Here is a 15,702-nt window from a genome sequence, read left to right on the forward strand (position 1 = left end):
CGGCGGATGCGTGAGGCTCGACATGGCCGACGGACTCGATGATGGCGGGCTGCTCGCCCCGCTCGACGGACTGCTCCCGGATCTGGAGAAGCTCTACACCGACGTGCACGCGCACCCGGAGCTCTCGATGCAGGAGACCCGGACCGCGGGCATCGCGGCGGAGCGGCTCCGCGCGGCGGGCTTCGAGGTGACGACCGGGATCGGGAAGACCGGCGTCGTCGGCCTGCTGCGCAACGGCGACGGCCCCACCGTGATGCTGCGCGCCGACATGGACGCGCTGCCCGTGAAGGAGCTGACCGGCCTGCCCTACGCGAGCGACGTCACGGCGACCGACGCGGAAGGCCGGAGCGTCCCGGTGATGCACGCCTGCGGCCACGACATGCACGTGGCGTGGCTGGCCGGCGCCGCGGCGCTGTTCGGCCGCGCCCGCGACGCCTGGCGGGGCACGCTCCTCGCCGTGTTCCAGCCGGCCGAGGAGATCGCCACCGGCGCGCAGGCGATGATCGACGACGGCCTGTTCACGCGCTTCCCCAGGCCCGACGTCGTGCTCGGCCAGCACGTGATGGTCGGCGCGGCGGGCGTGCTGGGCTGGCGCGCCGGGGTCATGACCTCCGCCGGCGACAGCCTGCAGATCCGGCTGTTCGGGCGCGGCGCGCACGGGTCGATGCCCCAGGCCAGCATCGATCCGGTGGTGATGGCCGCCGCGACCGTGCTCCGCCTCCAGACCATCGTCTCCCGCGAGCTCGCGGCGAGCGAGGCGGCGGTCGTCACCGTGGGCGCGCTGCAGGCCGGCACGAAGGAGAACGTCATCCCCGACGAGGCGCTCATCAAGCTGAACGTGCGCACGTTCGACGAGGGCGTCCGCGCCCGGGTGCTCGCCGCCATCGAGCGCATCGTGAAGGCCGAGGCGGCCGCGTCCGGCGCGCCGAGGCCGCCCGAGCTCACGCCGCTCGACCGGTACGGGGCCGTCCGGAACGACGCGGAGGCGACCCGCCGCGTGGTCGAGCGGTTCCGCCTGAGCTTCCCGGCGGAGCGCGTGCAGGAGGTGGCGCCGACCTCCGCGAGCGAGGACTTCGGCTGCTTCGGCGCGCAGTGGCACGTGCCCTCCGTGTTCTGGTTCGTGGGCGGGACCGACCCCGAGACCTACCGGAAGGCCCAGGCGGCGGGGCGGATGGGAGAGCTCCCCACCAACCACAACCCGCGCTTCGCGCCGGTGCTCCACCCGACGCTGCGCACGGGCGTCGAGGCGGCGGTGGCCGCCGCGATGGGCTGGCTCGCGCCGTGACCGTCACGCAGTTCACCGTCGATCTCGGCGTGCTCCCGGTGGCGCTCGACCTCGGCGGCACGTTCGTGTTCGCCCTCAGCGGCGCCGCCGCGGCCGTGAAGCACCGGCTCGACGTCTTCGGGGCGCTGGTGCTGTCCCTGGTGGCAGCGAGCTCCGGCGGGATCATCCGCGACGTGCTCATCGGCGCCGTCCCGCCGGCCGCCCTGGCCGACTGGCGCTACCTCGCGATCTCGCTCCTCGCCGGCGTGGTCGTGCTCGCGGCGCACGCCAGCGTGGACCGGCTCCGGAACCCGGTGCAGCTCTTCGACGCCGCCGGCCTGGCGCTGTTCGCGGTCGCCGGCACGCACAAGGCGCTCGTGTATCACCTCGGGCCGCTCCCCGCCGCGCTGCTCGGCACGCTGACCGGGATCGGGGGCGGCGTCGTGCGCGACCTGCTGGTGGCGGAGGTCCCCACCGTGCTGCGGGCGGAGATCTACGCCGTGGCCGCCCTGGCCGGCGCGACCATGGTGGTGGTCGGGAGCTGGCTCGGCGTCCCGTCCTCGGTCGCCACCACCACCGGCGCGCTCCTCTGCTTCGGCCTCCGCTTCATGGCGCTGCGCCGCGGGTGGCGGCTGCCCGTCGCCGGCGCCTCCGACCCCTGAGGCGGCGGGTCGCCGCCGAGGTGAGCCGTCGGAGCGCCTGTAGGCGCTCAGTACCGGTACGTCCAGGTGCTCGAGTCCACGCGCTCGTGGACCGTGCCGTCGGGGGTCGCGACCTTCGTGCTGCGGGTGACCTCCAGCCGATGCGGGACGAGCCGGTCGGGCTCGGTGATCAGCACCGCCTCGGCGATCACGCTGGGCGGGCCCATGCCCGCCGTGGCCCCACCGACCTTCAGCTTCTCGAACATCGCCCGGCTGATCCGTTCGACGTCCTTCGGTTCGGGCGCGCTCCGGAACCACAGCTCCACGCACCGGCGGCCCTTCGCCCCGGGGCAGTCGAGCACCCTGCGCAGCGAGTACCGCGTCTCCATCCGGATGCGCTCGCCGGGGAGCACCGCCACGGGCGCGTCGGCCTTCAGCTCGTACGTCGCGCCCGGCTCCAGGCTCCCGCCGGACCAGAAGGCGACCAGCATGGACCACGTCTCGCTGAAGTCCTTCTGCATCGCCGCCGGAGCAATCCGCATGAGCTCGCCGCGCGTGCTCTCCGGCAGGTCGGCGACCATTCCCCCCATCAGCTCGACGGCGCGGTCCATGCCTTCCAGGCGGACGAGCCCGCCGTCGCCGTCGATCACGGCCGTGATCCGCTCGAGGGAGCGGAGCAGGGCGCGCGTCGCCCCGTCCAGCCCTGCGGCCTCCGCTCCCTCCATGTCGCGATACCCGAGGCGGAGCTCCTTCCCGGCGGCCCGGCCCTCGAACCGGCCGGTGAACCTGCCCTCGACGGAGCGCTCCGGCTGCCCGGGCTGACGGCGCACGCGGTGCAGCTCGAAGCGGGCGTCGAGCGCCGCCGGCCAGGCGAAGGTGAGCGCGACCTCGGGCGTCGGCGGCTCGGCACGGACAGGCGTCGCGGCGACGAGCGCGAGCACGGCGAGCAGGGGTCTCGGGCGCATCGGTGAACCATACCACGGGTGCGGGCGGGGTCGTCGCGGCTCCCCACCCGCGTCGGCGCGGACGCCGGGTCAGCCCTCCCGCACCGAGCGCCCGAGCTGCTCCGCCTTGTCGATGGCCGCGCGAAGCGCCTGGGAGGGCTCGCGCGTGCGGTCCCCGTCGCGCAGGAGCCGCTGCGCCTGGCTCACGGCGCGCGCGAACTCGAGGTTCCCGAGCATGCGGTCCGGCTCGCCGGTGAGCCGCTCGGTGAGCTTGCGGAGCCGCGCCTTCATCTCGCCGAAGTTCTCGTTCATGTCTCTCTTGTAGGCTCGAGGAGGGGGGTGCGCCGCGCGCCGGCGCGGAACTGGCCCTTGCTGGGTAGGCGCGCGCCCGAGCGGCCGGCGCGGTGGGCCCAGGAAACGGCGAAGCCCGGCCTGGTGAGGCCGGGCTCCGTCTCCGCTGCGAAGCGGATCAACAGGTCAGCAGATCAGAGCGGGCGGACGTTGGCCGCCTGCAGGCCCTTCGGGCCCTTGGCGACGTCGAACTCGACCTTCTGGCCCTCGGCGACGCTCCGGAAGCCCTCGGCCTGGATGGCGGTGTGGTGGCAGAACACGTCCTCGCCGCCGCCGTCCTGCGTGATGAAGCCGAAGCCCTTCGCATCGTTGAACCACTTCACGGTACCGGTAGCCATCTATGTCACGACACTTTCTCGTTCTCGGGCGGCGATGTGGCGCCGCTCGCGCCCAGCCCAGAGTGGGCCGGGGAGCGGAGTGTATAGCCTTAACTTTCTGTAAAGTCCACCCGCGACGCCGCGCGACGGTGAGTTGCCCCTTTTGCTGCTGCGGCTCGGCGGCTCGACCGGCGGGCTGCGCGAGGCGGCTGCGCGGCCGCGGTGAGCGCAGATGCCTGCGCGCCTTGCGCTCCGATCGGGGCGAGCGCGATGAGATCCCGCCGGCCATCGCGTCGGTCCTCTGCGCCTGCGCGGCGGCCGGCCCCCAGCGTCCGGTGACCCCGGAGAAGACGACCATGACCACCCCCACACGCATCAACGCCTCCGGATACGCCGACATCGACGACCTTCGCCTCTACTACGAGATCCGTGGCGCCGGCGGGACGCCGCTCGTCGTCCTGCACGGCGGCCTGCACAACACCGCGCTCGACGCGCCGGTCGCCGAGCGGCTCGCCGCGCGCCGGCGGGTGATCTCGGTGGACCTCCAGGGCCACGGCCGCACCGCCGACGTGGACCGTCCGCTCCGGTTCGAGCGGCTCGCCGACGACGTCGCCGCGCTGCTCGCCCGGCTCGAGATCCCACGCGCGGACCTCCTCGGCTACTCCTTCGGCGGCCGCGTCGCGCTCCGGACCGCGGTGCAGCACCCGGAGCGCGTCCGCAGGCTGGTGCTGGTGTCGGTGCCGTTCGCCGACGCGGGGTGGTACCCCGAGGTGAAGGCGGCGTTCCAGCACCTCGGCCGCGCGCTCGCCGGGCCGATGCGGCCGTCGCCGGCCTACCAGACGTACGCCGCCATCGCGCCGCAGCCCGAGCGTTTCCCGGACCTCCTCGACAAGATGGGCGAGCTCGGGACCCTGCCGTACGACTGGTCGGCCGAGATCGCGCGCCTCGCCGAGCCCACCCTGCTCGTCTACGCCGACGCCGACGCCGTCCGGCCCGAGCACGTGGTCCAGTTCTTCCAGCTGCTCGGCGGCGGCCACCGCGACGGCGGCCTCGACCGGAGCGGCGTGTCGAAGGCGCGGCTCGCGATCCTGCCCGGGCTCACGCACTACGACGTGTTCGAGTCGCCGGCGATGACCGCGGCCGTCGAGCCGTTCCTCGACGCGGAGGGCGGCTGACGCGGCGCTCCCGCCTCACGCCGCCCGCGTGACGGCGGGGCGGGCGCGCAGCGCCGCGAGCAGGCCGGCCGTCAGCACCGCGAGGATGCCCGCGTGGAACGCGAGGTCCGGCGCGGTGCGCGGACCGACGCCGAGCGCGATCGTGAAGAGCCCGACCAGCGTCCCCAGGAGCGCGAAGCCCTGCGACGCCACCGCGGCGCGCCGGGACCGGTCCGGGCGGAGCAGGCTCCAGCCGACGCCGGCGAGGAGCACGAGCGCGATGACGGTCTCCGCGACGCGGGCCTTCGGGTGCTCGTACCCGCCGACGAGGATGCCGGCGTGGACGAGCGCGGCGGCGAGGAACGCTGATGCCTCGAGGGACATGAGCAAGCGAAGCTTCGGCATCGGTACACCTCCCGCCCCGCAAGATGGCGGTCCCGGCGTGGCGGCGCACGGAGCGAGCGCCACCTTCACGCTTCTTCACGATCACGACGCGCGCCGTACAAGGGCGGGCGCGATCATGCCCCGGTGACGTTCACGGAGGCCTCGCCCATGAGCTCGTTCCTGTCCGGCGCCCTCGGCGCCCTCGCCGTCCTCCTCGCCGCCGGCCTCGTCCGCGCCGCGGCCTTCCGCCGGTGGCGTCACCGGGGCCCCGCGCGCGCCGGCTGGCTCCTGCGCCGCATCGGCGCGACGCCGGAGCAGGAGCGCGCCGTCCGCGCCGAGCTCGACGCGCTCTCGGAGGCGTTCCGGGCGCTCCGCGCCGACGCGCACCCGCTCCGCGGAGATCTCGCCGACCTCATCGTCGCCCCCACGCTCGACGCCTTGCGCGTCCGCGAGGCCATCGACGCGCGGCTCGCGAGCGCCTCTGCGCTCCGGGCCCGCGTCGCGGAGGCGATCGCCCGCGTCCACGGCGTGCTCGACCCCACGCAGCGCGAGCGGCTCGCCATCCTGCTGCACGAAGGTCCGCGCCGGCACGGCTGCGGTCGCATGCACGGCGGCGCGGCCGCGTGAGGCCGTTCACCTCACGACGCCCGCAGCAGGTGCCACATCGGCCTCGCGTTCTTCAGCGGGCGCGGGAGCCGTGACTCCCGCGCCGGCTCCGACCGCACCAGCCGCCACGACGGCCCGAACGCCGAGGCGACGTCCTCGGCGCTCGCGCCCCGGGGCGCCGGCCCGCGCCACCCCCGCGCGAACGCGAAGAGCAGCGCCACCGCGTCCGGGGCGCGGAGCGCGGTCACGCCTCGCGCGTAGGCCGCGCGCTCCGGGTCGCTCAGGCCGTGGAAGCAGCCGGCGTCGAGCACCAGGCGGTACCCCGGCGAGAGGCCGAGCGCGCCGAGCCGCGTCACGTCGCCCTCGAGGAGCTGCACGTCCACGCCCGCCTCCGCTGCCCGCCGGCGCGCCTTCTCGAGGGCGCCCGTCACCAGGTCCACCCCGGTCACCTTCCACCCGTGGCTCGCGAGGTAGACGGCGTGCGCGCCCCTCCCGCACCCGAGGTCGAGCGCCTTGCCCGGCGGGAGCGCGCCCGGCCCCTCGACGAGCGCCTCGAGCTCCGGCGGCAGCGGCTGCCGTTCCCAAGGCGTGAACCCGAGCCAGTACGCGAGACGGTAGGACGTCCCCATCGCGCAGCGATCCTAGCCGCTCGCTCCGGGGGTTCACCGTGCCGTGCGGGTCGAGCCGCGCGGCCCCCGCTGCGCGCCCGTCGCCGCGGCTAGATCATGTGCGCGCCGCCGCACACCGGCAGGTAGACGCCCGTCACGTGGCGCGCTGCGGAGGAGCAGAGGAAGGCGACGGCGCCGGCGATGTCCTCCGGCTCCGCGAGCCGCCGCAGCGGCGTGTGCGCCGCGACCGCCTCGTGGAACTGCGCCGGCTGGTCGCGCGTCGCGTCGGTGAGGGTCAGGCCCGGCGCGACGACGTTCACGCGGATGCCGTGCGGGCCCAGCTCCAGGGCGAGCGCCTTGGAGAAGCCGTCGAGCCCGGACTTGGCGCTGGAGTGCGCGACGAAGCCGGGCCCCGGGAACCGCGACAGCGTGCTGCTCACGTTGACGATGCAGCCGCCCCGCCGCTGGATCATCCCCGGGATCACCGCCTGGCAGGTGAAGAAGTTGGCCTTCGCCTCGCCGTTGACCTTGCGCTCGAAGTCCTCCCAGGCGTACCCGGCGAACGGGACGACCGGGAACCCGATGGACGCGTTGTTGACGAGGATGTCCACGGGGCCGAGCTCCGCCTCCACGCCGCGGACCATCGCCTCGGCCTCCGCGCGGACGGTGGCGTCGGCGCGAACCAGGATCGCGCGCCCGCCCGCGGCGACGATCTCGTCCACGACCTTCTGCCCCTTCGCGCGGTTCGCCACGTAGTTCACCGCGACCTTCGCGCCCTGGCGGGCGAGCGCCTTCGCGATGGCGGCTCCGATGCCGCGGCTCGAGCCGGTGACGACGGCGACCTTGTCCTTCATGGCGAGCTCCTGGGGTGGGCTGCGGGGTTGGATGCTGCGGTCCTTCGCTGGACGACGTTCTCGAAGACGAGGCGGAGGAGGCGCTTCAGCTCCCGCACCTCGCGCGCGGTCATGCCCGCGGTCACCGCCGGAACGCCCGAGAGCGCCAGGGCCGCCAGCTCCGCCTGCAGGCGGCGCCCCTCCCGCGTGAGCGTGACGCTGAACGCCCGCCCGTCCTCGCGGTCGTCCGCGCGCTCGACGAGCCCCTTGCGCTCCATCTTCTGGAGGATCCGGGTGAGCGTGGTCGGATCCTGGCCGTTCCGCCGCGCCAGCTCGCGCTGCGTGATCCCGTCCCCCTCGCTCAGGCGGCCGAGGACCATCCACTGCTCCACGGTCACGCCGCGCCGGCCGAACATCGCGAGCAGCATGCGCGTGAGCGCGAGATCGGCCCGGTGGACGAGGAACCCGAGGGACTCGTCGAGGACGTACCGGGCCGGCGCGGGCGCGCCGGCGGCACGGCTCCGCGCTGCGCGGGATGGAGGGGGCGGTCGGGTCGGCACAACTAGATGCCATAGCATCTTCATCCGGCCCGGCCAAGGGACGGCGTCCCGCCCGCGCCCGGGCGAGCGCCCCGCCAGGGCGGGCGGCGGCGACGTAATCATCGCCGCGCTCGCGGGACCGCCCTCCTGTCGCCGGCCGCGGGGCCGGCCGGAGGAAGCCCGTGAACCGTACCGCCTCGCTCGCCTCGCTCGCGCTCACCCTCGCCTCGCCCGCGCACGCGGAGGACCTCCGCGTCGACCCGGACGCCGGCAACAGCACCTTCAGCGCGGTCTTCGACGCGCCGCTCGGGGAGCGGATCACCGCCCAGAGCGCCGCGGTCGGCTGCGAGCTCCGCTACGACGAGGAGACCGGCCTCGCGTCCGGCCGCTGCTCCGTCCCGCTCGCGAGCGTCCGCGTCGACAACGAGGACACCAAGACCGATCACTTCCGCCAGTGGGTCACCAACCGGAAGAGCGATCCCTCCGCTTGCCGGCTCGAGGCGACGTTCGGGGACGTGAGGATCGGCGCGCTCGCTCCCGGGCAGCCGGTGCCCTTCGTCGCCCGGGTGCCCTTCACCGTCTGCGGGCGCAGGCCCGCCGACGGGCGCCTGGAGGCCGTGAAGGGCACCGCCCTCCTGTTCCGGCCCGGCGCGTACGGCGACGCGCGGACGGTGCGCATCCGCGCGACGATCGAGGGCTTCGAGCGCGAGGCGTACCGCATCGGCCCGAGGTTCACCGACGGCTGGCTCGCCCGCGTCCAGTCGCTCGCGGCGGTCGTCGCCGATCGCGGGACCATCGACCTGTCGCTGTTCGCGCGGTCCAGCGGCGCCGCGGCGGCCGCGGCCGCGAAGTGAGCTCCACCCGGGCCTTCCGGCCCGTTCCCGCAGCACCCACCCCAGCAGTCGAGAGGAAGTCCATGATCCGCGAAGCCATGAAGAGCGCCGCCATCGCCACCGCCGTCTTCTCCCTGTTCGCCTCCGGCGCCGCGCTCGCCGGCGAGAAGGGCGCCGCGAAGGCGAAGGAAGGCTCCCAGGTCGTGAAGTGCGCCGGCGTGAACGAGTGCAAGGGCAAGGGCAGCTGCGCGGGCGCCGACAACGCCTGCAAGGCCCAGAACTCCTGCAAGGGCCACGGCTGGACCGAGGAGCAGAGCGCGAAGGCCTGCACCGACAAGGGCGGAACGGTCCTCGCCGCGAGCATGTAGCCCGGAGCCGGGGAGCCGGTGCGCGGTCGCGCCGGCTTCCCGGGCAACCATGGCGTTCACCCGAAGGCTCCTCGGCCACGGCGTCGGCCTCCGCACGAAGCACTTCGCCGAGCTCCTCGCGGCGCCGCCGCCGGTCGACTGGGTCGAGGCGATCAGCGAGAACTTCATGACGCCGGGCGGGAGGCCCGTCGCCGTCCTGGAGAAGGTCCGGCGCGACGTCCCGGTGGTGCTCCACGGCGTGGCGCTGTCCATCGGGTCGACCGACCCGCTCTCCGAGCCCTACCTCGACCAGCTCGCCGCCCTCGCCCACCGCGTCGAGCCGGCGTGGATCTCCGACCACCTGTGCTGGGGCTCCCACGGCGGCCGCTACGCGCACGACCTCTGGCCACTGCCGTACACCGAGGAGGCGCTCCGGCACGTGGTCGCGCGCGTCCAGCACGCGCAGGAGCGCCTCGGGCGGCAGATCCTGCTCGAGAACGTCTCGTCGTACGTCGCGTTCCGCGCCTCCGAGATGCCGGAGTGGGAGTTCCTCGCGGAGGTGGCCCGCCGCGCCGACTGCGGGATCCTCCTCGACGTGAACAACGTGTACGTCTCCGCCCGGAACCACGGCTTCGATCCGGAGCGCTATCTCGCGGGCGTTCCCGCGGACCGGATCGGCCAGGTGCACCTCGCTGGCCACTCGGACCGGGGCGCGTACCTGCTCGACACCCACGACGGCGAGGTCGCGCCGGCCGTCTGGGACCTCTACCGCGAGACGGTGCGCCGGACCGGCGCGGTCTCCACGCTCGTCGAGTGGGACGACCGCGTCCCGCCGCTCGAGCGGCTCGTCGAGGAGAGCCGGCGCGCCCGCGCCGTCGAGGCGGAGCTCCTCGCCCCGGGCCGGAGGGTGGCGTGACGCGGCTCGTCGAGCTCCAGGCGGCGTTCCACGCGCTCGCGACGCGCGCCCCCTCCCCGCCGCTCGCCGCCGAGGCGTTCCTCGTGGGCTCGCGCGAGCTTTCCGCGGCCGAGCGCGCCGGCATCTACGCCGACATGTACGGCTGGCGCCTCGCGGATGCCCTTCGCGAGGACTACCCGAAGCTCGCGTCGCTCCTCGGCGACGCGCGGTTCCTCGCGCTCGCCGGCGCGTACGCGCGCGCGCATCCCCCCGACCGCCCGGACCTCGGTCAGCACGGCCGCCACCTCCCCCGCTTCCTGCGCCGGCTCCCGGCGCCGGAGCGCGCCGATCTCGGCGACCTCGCCGCGCTGGAGTGGGCGCGCGCCGAGGTGTTCTTCGAGGCGCCGGCGACGGCCGCCGCGCACGCGTCGCTCGCCGCGCTCGGGCCGGCGGCGTTCCCCGACACCAGCATCGTGCTCGTGCCGGCGCTCCGGGTGCTCGCCCTCGATCACGACGTGGCCGCGCTGTGGCGCCGGCTCGAGGCGGGCGAGGCCGCGGGAGCGGCCGTCGCGGCGCCGACCGCGGTGGTGGTCTGGCGCGCGGGGCTCGACGTGTTCCACGCGGTGGTGGAGCTCGACGAGGCGCGGGCCCTCCGGCTCGCGCGCGCAGGCCGCCCGGTCTCCGCGATCTGCGCCGCATTCGCCGACCGAGAGGATCCGGCGGCCGCCGCGTTCGCCGCGCTCGCCTCCTGGCTGGACGAGGGCTGGGTCGCGGCCTTCCGGCTTCCGGCAGCGCCTGGGGAGCGCGCGTGAGCCTCCTCGGGGTCGAGGGACGACGGCCGGCGGGGGGCGGCCACGCTTCGGCTTCGCGCTCGCACGCCCGGACGTCGCCCCCCGAGCGGCGTCGCGCCGCCTCACGCCCGCGCGCGCCCCCGCCCCTTCTGAGCCCGACAGCCGGCCGCGCGCCGGACCACACTGGCCCCTCGCGAGCCCCGATGCCCGGCCAGCCCTCCCCGCTGCAACCACGCCCCGAGGCGGACGACGCCGCGCTCCTCGAGCGCATGCGGCAGGGTGATCGCGCCGCGTTCGCGGCCGTCGTCGACCGCCACGCCGGCTCGCTGCTCCGGGTGGCCCGCTCGCTGCTTCGCGATGCGGCCGCGGCAGAGGAGGTCGTGCAGGAGACCTGGATCGCTCTCCTGACCGGCCTCGCCGGCTTCGAGGGCCGGGCGTCGGTGCGGACCTGGCTGTTCAGGGTCCTCGTGAACAAGGCGCGGACGCGCTTCCACCGCGACGGCCGCACGGTCCCGTTCTCCGCGCTCGGCGACGAGGACGGCGGCGCCTCGCCTTCCGCCGATGCCGAGCGCTTCGCCTCCGGCGGCGGCTGGGCGATCGCGCCGGGCCGCTGGACCGAGACCGACCCCGAGCAGCTGGCCCTGGGCGCCGAGACCCGCGCGGCCATCGAGGCCGCCATCCGGGAGCTCCCGGACGCGCAGCGCGCCGTCCTGACGCTCCGCGACGTGGAGGGGCTGGAGACCGAGGAGATCTGTCATCTTCTCGGCGTGACGGTGACGAACCAGCGGGTGCTCCTGCACCGGGCGCGGGTCCGGATCCGGGAGGCGCTCGCAGCGCGGCTGGGAAGGGAGCCATGACGCCGACGTGCCGCCAGATCGCCGAGCAGGCGTCCGACCTCCTGGATGGGCGGCTCGATGCCGGGACGCGTCGCGCGATCGACGCCCACCTCGCGGGCTGCGACGGCTGCCGGGCGTTCGTGGATCAGCTCGAGGCCACCCGGCTCGCGATCGGGCGGCTCCCTCCGCCCGAGGTGCCGGTGGGGATGCGCGACGACCTGCTCGCCCGGTTCGACGCGCTGGCCGGAGGCGCTCCGGCACATGCACGGGTGGAGGCCAGCCGGGGCGGCGGCGCCGTTCGGCTCCTGCCGTGGACGGTCGCGGGGGGCGCCGCGATGGTCGGCGGCCTCCTCGTCCTCGCCGCGCGGCACGCGTCCCTTGCCCCGACGGACCTGGTGGTCTCGGCCGGGCTCGCTGCGGCCGCCCTCGCCCTGGCCGCGACGGCCCACCGCTTCGCCGCGCGCCACGCGGCGCTCGGCACGGCCGCGGCGGGGCTCGCCGCGCTCGCGGCTGGCGGGGGGGCGGGCTCGACGCGGGCGAAGGGGCGCTCTGCGTCGCGATCGAGCTGGGCGCTGCCGCGGCGGTGGGCCTCCTCGCCTGGGCCCTGGCCCGGCGCATCCCGGGCGTTCCGGCCCGGCGCGCGCTCGCGGGCGGCGCGCTCGCCGGCGCGCTCGTCGCGGACGCGGCCCTGCAGGTGACCTGCGGCGCACACCTGGCGCTCGCGCACCTCGCCGCCTTCCACCTGGGCGGCGTCGCGGTGGTGTCGGCCGCGACGGTGCGGCTCCTGCGGAGCACGGCCCGCGCCGCGTCCGCGTAGGGGCGAGCGAATGGCCCAGCCCGTCCTCGAGCTGCACCAGGTCACGAAGCGCTTCCGCGGGCCGGCGGCCATCGGGCCGGTGTCGCTCACCGTGAGCCGTGGAGAGGCCGTGGCGCTCCTCGGACCGAGCGGCGCCGGCAAGTCCACCCTCCTGCGCATGGCGCTCGGGCTCCTCCGCCCCGACGACGGCGAGGTCCGCTTTCTCGGCGCGCCGATCGGGCCCGCGGACCACGCGGCGCGCAGGGGGATCGGCTACGTCGTGCAGGGCGGCGGCCTCTTCCCGCACCTCACCGCCGCCGCGAACACTGCCCTCGTCGCGCGCCACCTGGGCTGGCCCGCGGAGCGCGTGCGGGCGCGGCTCGCGGAGCTCGCTGCGCTGGCCCGCCTCCCGGCCGACGCGCTGGAGCGCCACCCGGGCGCCCTCTCGAGCGGGCAGGCGCAGCGTGTCAGCCTCATCCGGGCGCTGATGCTCGATCCCGAGCTCCTGGTCCTCGACGAGCCGCTCGGCGCGCTCGACCCCATCACGCGGGCCGGTCTCCAGGAGGACCTGCGGACCGCCTTCCGCGCGGTGTCGAAGACGGTGGTCCTGGTCACCCACGATCTCGCCGAGGCGGCCTTCCTCGCGGACCGGCTGGTGCTGCTGCGGGACGGCCAGGTGGTCCAGGCCGGGACGCTCGAGGATCTCGCCCGCAACCCCACCGATCCCTTCGTGGCCCGGTTCGTCGGCGCGCACCGGACCCTCGTCCTCCCGGAGGCGCGGTGACGCTCGCGGCGGCCCTCGCCCTCGCCGCCCTGGCGGCGCCCGCGGTCAAGGTCGGCTCGAAGGCGTTCACCGAGTCGGACGTCCTCGGCGAGATCGTCGCGCGGGTCGCCGCGTCCTCGGGGACGGCCGCCGTCCACCGCCGGGCGCTCGGCGGGACGCGCGTGGTATGGGAGGCACTGACGCAGGGCGAGATCGACGTCTACCCCGAGTACACCGGCACCCTCGTCCGGGAGATCCTGGCCGGTGAGCGGATCGACGACGACGCCGCCCTCCGGCGCGCGCTGGCGGCGCGCGGGGTCGGTGTCGCGGCCGTGCTCGGCTTCGAGAACACGTACGCGCTCGGGATGCGGCGCGCGGCCGCCGAGCGGCTCGGCATCCGGGCCATCTCGGACCTGCTCCGTCATCCCGGGCTCCGGTTCGGCTTCACGAACGAGTTCGTGGACCGGGCCGACGGCTGGCCCGCGCTCCGGTCGCGCTACGCCCTCTCGGCGTCCGCGGTCCGCGGGCTCGACCACGACCTCGCCTATCGCGCGCTGGCGGAGGGCGCGCTGGACGTGGTGGACCTGTACTCGACGGATGCCCAGATCGCCCAGCTCGACCTGGTCGTGCTGGACGACGACCGGCGGGCGTTCCCGCGCTACGACGCGGTGATCCTCCAGCGGCTGGATCTCGACGCGCGCGCCCCTGCGGCCGTCGCGGCCATCCGCCGGCTCGCGGGCGCCATCACCGCGGGAGAGATGACCGCCATGAACGCGCGCGTGCAGCTGGAGCACGCCGACCCCGGCGAGGTGGCGGCGGCGTTCGTGGCGCGAGGGCTCGGGCTCGCGCAGGCGCCCGCCGCCAGGGACGGGCTCGCGCGCCGCGTCGCCGATCGCACGCTCGAGCACCTCGTGCTGGTGGCCGTCGCGCTCACCGGCGCGATCCTGGTCGCGGTGCCCCTCGGGATCCTGGCCGCGCGCCGGCCGCGGCTCGGCCGGCTCGTCCTCGCGCTCGTGGGGGTGGTGCAGACCGTCCCGTCGCTCGCGCTCCTCGTCTTCATGATCCCGCTCCTCGGGATCGGGGCGCGCCCGGCCATCGCCGCGCTGTTCCTCTACGGGCTCCTGCCGATCGTGCGGAACACGCACGCCGGGCTCACCGGGCTGGCCCCGGAGCTGCGGGAGTCGGCCGAGGCCCTCGGGCTCCCCCCGCTCGCCCGCCTCCGGCTCGTCGAGCTGCCCCTCGCCACCCCCGCCATCCTGGCCGGCGTGAAGACCTCCGCGGTCATCACGGTCGGCACCGCGACGCTCGGCGCGCTCGTCGGGGCGGGCGGGTACGGCCAGCCCATCCTCACCGGCATCCGGCTGCTGTCGGTGCCGCTCATCCTCGAGGGCGCGGTCCCCGCGGCGCTCCTCGCGCTCGGCGTGCAGGGGCTGTTCGATCTGGCCGAGCAGCTCCTCGTGCCGCCGGGCCTGCGCGCGGAGCGGGGGTGACCTCCCGGGCGTCGATCCGGTCCGACGGCGCGCGCTCGCGCCGCGCGAGCACCAGGAACGGGACGACCGCGAGCTCGACGGCGGCCCCGGCGACGTAGGAGATGGGATAGCTCCACACGTCCGCGATCTTGCCGAGCGCCGGCTGGGCGATCGCGCCGCCCGCCGAGGTCAGCAGGTTGTCGAAGGACAGGACCGTCGCGCGCTCGGCGGACGGGATGAGGGAGTTCAGGTACGCTTGCCGGATGGGGATCGCCATCGCGAAGACGATCGCCCAGCCCGCGAGCAGGGCCAGCACCACCCAGAACCGCGGGAAGAGCCCGATGCCCGCGAGACAGGCCGCGCTCGCCCCCGTCGTGAAGAGCAGGATCGTCGTGCGCCGGCGGAGGCGCCTCGACGCCCACGGCACGACGTAGGCGCCCGAGATCTGCGCCAGCGCCACCAGCGCGGCGGCGAGCCCCGCGACGGCGTAGGACCCGCCCTCCCCGCGGAGCTGCAACAGGTACGGCTGCATGGCGTAGAAGCCGAAGATGGGGACGCCACCGCCCAGCAGCCCGCCCAGCATGACCCAGCGCACGGGCCGGTGTCCCAGGCCGTGGTGGAGCGAGGCGCGCAGCACGCCGCGAACCTCAGCGACGACCGACGCGCCTCGCCGGGGCGTGAAGCCGACGTCGTGCATCGACGCGAGCGCGATGGCGAAGGTCAGGGCGAGCGCCGCGGCCCTCAGCGCGTAGGGCACGCCGAGGTTCGTCGCCTGCGCGACGACGCCGCCGAGGATGGTGCCGACGAGCATCCCGGCGCCCTCCGCCATCTTGCCCCGCGCCAGCGCCGCGTCCACCGTGCCCTGGTAGTGGGTGGCGCTCAGGCCGTCCACCAGCCACGCCTCGGTCGCACCGGAGAAGAACGTGAAGCCGAGCCCGAGCAGGATCGACGCCCCCGCCCAGCCCCAGAACGGACCGTGGACGCGCCACATCGCGAGGTAGAGGAGCGTCCCGAAGAACAGCGTGGCTGCGCCGAGCAGGTACGACACCCGCCGCCCCATCGTGTCGGCGACCACGCCGGTCGGCACCTCGAAGAGCACCTCTCCCACCGTGAAGAACGCGTTCGCGGCGAACGCCTGCGCCACCGAGAGGCCCGCGTCCAGCAGGAAGAGCGTGTTGATTCCCCAGATGAAGGAGGACGCGAACGTCGAGAGCAGCGTCAGGACGACGTAGGTCCGCAGGATCTGGCGCGCCGTCGTCGCCATGCCGTGAGCCCTCGTGCTTCGCTCCGGCGGTGGAGCCCGACGTGACGAGGGCCCGGGGCCGCCGCCG

The 15,702-nt window shown here is 75.4% G+C and carries 20 protein-coding genes and 1 pseudogene; 13 read left to right on the top strand and 8 right to left on the bottom strand.

The window, feature by feature from the left end; translation table 11 throughout:
* The first annotated feature begins 22 nt into the window (after positions 1 to 22).
* Together PSR1_RS01285 and PSR1_RS01290 are read left to right on the top strand one after the other, a co-directional pair.
* Positions 23 to 1,285, top strand: a complete 1,263-nt coding sequence (locus PSR1_RS01285; protein WP_059435839.1) for a M20 family metallopeptidase — start codon at positions 23 to 25, stop codon at positions 1,283 to 1,285.
* Entirely contained in the window at positions 1,282 to 1,926 is a 645-nt protein-coding gene (locus PSR1_RS01290; protein ID WP_059435840.1) for a trimeric intracellular cation channel family protein, read from the top strand. The genes PSR1_RS01285 and PSR1_RS01290 overlap by 4 nt, the downstream gene beginning before the upstream one ends.
* A 47-nt stretch (positions 1,927 to 1,973) precedes the next feature.
* Here the strand turns inward: PSR1_RS01290 and PSR1_RS01295 are convergent, their stop codons facing one another.
* From PSR1_RS01295 to PSR1_RS01305, 3 genes are all read right to left on the bottom strand, one after another.
* Positions 1,974 to 2,870, bottom strand: coding sequence for a hypothetical protein (locus PSR1_RS01295; RefSeq protein WP_059435841.1), 897 nt, complete (start codon positions 2,868 to 2,870; stop codon positions 1,974 to 1,976).
* A 69-nt stretch (positions 2,871 to 2,939) separates the two neighbouring features.
* The gene (locus PSR1_RS01300; RefSeq protein ID WP_059435842.1) at positions 2,940 to 3,161 is read right to left on the bottom strand and encodes a hypothetical protein; all 222 of its coding nucleotides are present in this window, start codon (positions 3,159 to 3,161) and stop codon (positions 2,940 to 2,942) included.
* A 173-nt stretch (positions 3,162 to 3,334) separates the two neighbouring features.
* Positions 3,335 to 3,538, bottom strand: a complete 204-nt coding sequence (locus tag PSR1_RS01305) for a cold-shock protein (protein ID WP_011422226.1) — start codon at positions 3,536 to 3,538, stop codon at positions 3,335 to 3,337.
* 335 nt (positions 3,539 to 3,873) lie between these two features.
* Between PSR1_RS01305 and PSR1_RS01310 the strand changes: the two genes are divergently transcribed.
* On the top strand, positions 3,874 to 4,692 hold the full coding sequence (locus PSR1_RS01310) for an alpha/beta fold hydrolase (protein WP_059435886.1): 819 nt from the start codon (positions 3,874 to 3,876) through the stop codon (positions 4,690 to 4,692).
* A 15-nt stretch (positions 4,693 to 4,707) separates the two neighbouring features.
* On the opposite strand, the gene PSR1_RS01315 is transcribed toward PSR1_RS01310, so the two are convergent.
* Positions 4,708 to 5,076, bottom strand: coding sequence for a hypothetical protein (locus PSR1_RS01315; RefSeq protein ID WP_059435843.1), 369 nt, complete (start codon positions 5,074 to 5,076; stop codon positions 4,708 to 4,710).
* Positions 5,077 to 5,199: 123 nt separating this feature from the next.
* Between PSR1_RS01315 and PSR1_RS01320 the strand changes: the two genes are divergently transcribed.
* Positions 5,200 to 5,682, top strand: coding sequence for a Spy/CpxP family protein refolding chaperone (locus tag PSR1_RS01320; RefSeq protein ID WP_237757778.1), 483 nt, complete (start codon positions 5,200 to 5,202; stop codon positions 5,680 to 5,682).
* An 11-nt stretch (positions 5,683 to 5,693) separates the two neighbouring features.
* Here PSR1_RS01320 and PSR1_RS01325 read toward each other — a convergent pair whose 3' ends face one another.
* The 3 genes from PSR1_RS01325 to PSR1_RS01335 all read right to left on the bottom strand — a co-directional run bounded on the left by PSR1_RS01325 (position 5,694) and on the right by PSR1_RS01335 (position 7,662).
* Positions 5,694 to 6,290, bottom strand: coding sequence for a cyclopropane-fatty-acyl-phospholipid synthase family protein (locus tag PSR1_RS01325; RefSeq protein ID WP_059435844.1), 597 nt, complete (start codon positions 6,288 to 6,290; stop codon positions 5,694 to 5,696).
* 89 nt (positions 6,291 to 6,379) lie between these two features.
* Entirely contained in the window at positions 6,380 to 7,123 is a 744-nt protein-coding gene (locus tag PSR1_RS01330; RefSeq protein ID WP_059435845.1) for an SDR family NAD(P)-dependent oxidoreductase, read from the bottom strand.
* Positions 7,120 to 7,662, bottom strand: a complete 543-nt coding sequence (locus PSR1_RS01335; RefSeq protein WP_059435846.1) for a MarR family winged helix-turn-helix transcriptional regulator — start codon at positions 7,660 to 7,662, stop codon at positions 7,120 to 7,122. Before PSR1_RS01335 ends, PSR1_RS01330 begins: the two co-directional genes overlap by 4 nt.
* A 161-nt stretch (positions 7,663 to 7,823) precedes the next feature.
* On the opposite strand from PSR1_RS01335, the gene PSR1_RS01340 reads away from it, so the two are divergent.
* From PSR1_RS01340 to PSR1_RS01375, 9 genes and pseudogenes are all read left to right on the top strand, one after another.
* Positions 7,824 to 8,495 (top strand): hypothetical protein, encoded by a 672-nt coding sequence (locus PSR1_RS01340; protein ID WP_059435847.1) that lies wholly within the window; start codon positions 7,824 to 7,826, stop codon positions 8,493 to 8,495.
* Between the two features lie 62 nt (positions 8,496 to 8,557).
* Positions 8,558 to 8,842: a hypothetical protein gene (locus PSR1_RS01345; protein ID WP_082100083.1), complete on the top strand. Its 285-nt coding sequence runs from the start codon at positions 8,558 to 8,560 to the stop codon at positions 8,840 to 8,842.
* 49 nt (positions 8,843 to 8,891) lie between these two features.
* Positions 8,892 to 9,737: a DUF692 domain-containing protein gene (locus PSR1_RS01350; protein ID WP_059435848.1), complete on the top strand. Its 846-nt coding sequence runs from the start codon at positions 8,892 to 8,894 to the stop codon at positions 9,735 to 9,737.
* Positions 9,734 to 10,528 carry a DNA-binding domain-containing protein gene (locus tag PSR1_RS01355; RefSeq protein WP_059435849.1) on the top strand — a complete coding sequence of 265 codons (795 nt, stop codon included), beginning with the start codon at positions 9,734 to 9,736 and terminating at the stop codon, positions 10,526 to 10,528. Before PSR1_RS01350 ends, PSR1_RS01355 begins: the two co-directional genes overlap by 4 nt.
* 182 nt (positions 10,529 to 10,710) lie before the next feature.
* Positions 10,711 to 11,364 (top strand): RNA polymerase sigma factor, encoded by a 654-nt coding sequence (locus tag PSR1_RS01360; protein ID WP_059435850.1) that lies wholly within the window; start codon positions 10,711 to 10,713, stop codon positions 11,362 to 11,364.
* A pseudogene (locus PSR1_RS24930) lies at positions 11,361 to 11,465 on the top strand (zf-HC2 domain-containing protein); the annotation flags it as partial. The gene PSR1_RS01360 and the pseudogene PSR1_RS24930, both read left to right, overlap by 4 nt.
* A 461-nt stretch (positions 11,466 to 11,926) precedes the next feature.
* Complete coding sequence (locus PSR1_RS24120; RefSeq protein WP_162486310.1) at positions 11,927 to 12,160, top strand: hypothetical protein; 234 nt, start codon at positions 11,927 to 11,929, stop codon at positions 12,158 to 12,160.
* Between the two features lie 10 nt (positions 12,161 to 12,170).
* Entirely contained in the window at positions 12,171 to 12,923 is a 753-nt protein-coding gene (locus PSR1_RS01370; RefSeq protein ID WP_059435852.1) for an ATP-binding cassette domain-containing protein, read from the top strand.
* Positions 12,920 to 14,392, top strand: coding sequence for a glycine betaine ABC transporter substrate-binding protein (locus tag PSR1_RS01375; RefSeq protein ID WP_059435853.1), 1,473 nt, complete (start codon positions 12,920 to 12,922; stop codon positions 14,390 to 14,392). Before PSR1_RS01370 ends, PSR1_RS01375 begins: the two co-directional genes overlap by 4 nt.
* Here PSR1_RS01375 and PSR1_RS01380 read toward each other — a convergent pair.
* Positions 14,280 to 15,635, bottom strand: a complete 1,356-nt coding sequence (locus PSR1_RS01380; protein ID WP_059435854.1) for an MFS transporter — start codon at positions 15,633 to 15,635, stop codon at positions 14,280 to 14,282. The genes PSR1_RS01375 and PSR1_RS01380 overlap by 113 nt on opposite strands.
* Between the last annotated feature and the right edge of the window lie 67 nt (positions 15,636 to 15,702).

The organism is Anaeromyxobacter sp. PSR-1 (assembly GCF_000964525.1).
Lineage (GTDB): Bacteria > Myxococcota > Myxococcia > Myxococcales > Anaeromyxobacteraceae > Anaeromyxobacter.

Bases quoted from the DNA above. Each gene is read 5' to 3' on its own strand.
- PSR1_RS01360 (WP_059435850.1), top strand. From the start codon at position 10,711: ATGCCCGGCCAGCCCTCCCCGCTGCAACCACGCCCCGAGGCGGACGAC.
- PSR1_RS01300 (WP_059435842.1), bottom strand. From the start codon at position 3,161: ATGAACGAGAACTTCGGCGAGATGAAGGCGCGGCTCCGCAAGCTCACC.
- PSR1_RS01295 (WP_059435841.1), bottom strand. From the start codon at position 2,870: ATGCGCCCGAGACCCCTGCTCGCCGTGCTCGCGCTCGTCGCCGCGACG.
- PSR1_RS01310 (WP_059435886.1), top strand. From the start codon at position 3,874: ATGACCACCCCCACACGCATCAACGCCTCCGGATACGCCGACATCGAC.
- PSR1_RS01370 (WP_059435852.1), top strand. From the start codon at position 12,171: ATGGCCCAGCCCGTCCTCGAGCTGCACCAGGTCACGAAGCGCTTCCGC.
- PSR1_RS01350 (WP_059435848.1), top strand. From the start codon at position 8,892: ATGGCGTTCACCCGAAGGCTCCTCGGCCACGGCGTCGGCCTCCGCACG.
- PSR1_RS01315 (WP_059435843.1), bottom strand. From the start codon at position 5,076: ATGCCGAAGCTTCGCTTGCTCATGTCCCTCGAGGCATCAGCGTTCCTC.
- PSR1_RS01345 (WP_082100083.1), top strand. From the start codon at position 8,558: ATGATCCGCGAAGCCATGAAGAGCGCCGCCATCGCCACCGCCGTCTTC.
- PSR1_RS01380 (WP_059435854.1), bottom strand. From the start codon at position 15,635: ATGGCGACGACGGCGCGCCAGATCCTGCGGACCTACGTCGTCCTGACG.
- PSR1_RS01330 (WP_059435845.1), bottom strand. From the start codon at position 7,123: ATGAAGGACAAGGTCGCCGTCGTCACCGGCTCGAGCCGCGGCATCGGA.
- PSR1_RS01325 (WP_059435844.1), bottom strand. From the start codon at position 6,290: ATGGGGACGTCCTACCGTCTCGCGTACTGGCTCGGGTTCACGCCTTGG.
- PSR1_RS01305 (WP_011422226.1), bottom strand. From the start codon at position 3,538: ATGGCTACCGGTACCGTGAAGTGGTTCAACGATGCGAAGGGCTTCGGC.
- PSR1_RS01285 (WP_059435839.1), top strand. From the start codon at position 23: ATGGCCGACGGACTCGATGATGGCGGGCTGCTCGCCCCGCTCGACGGA.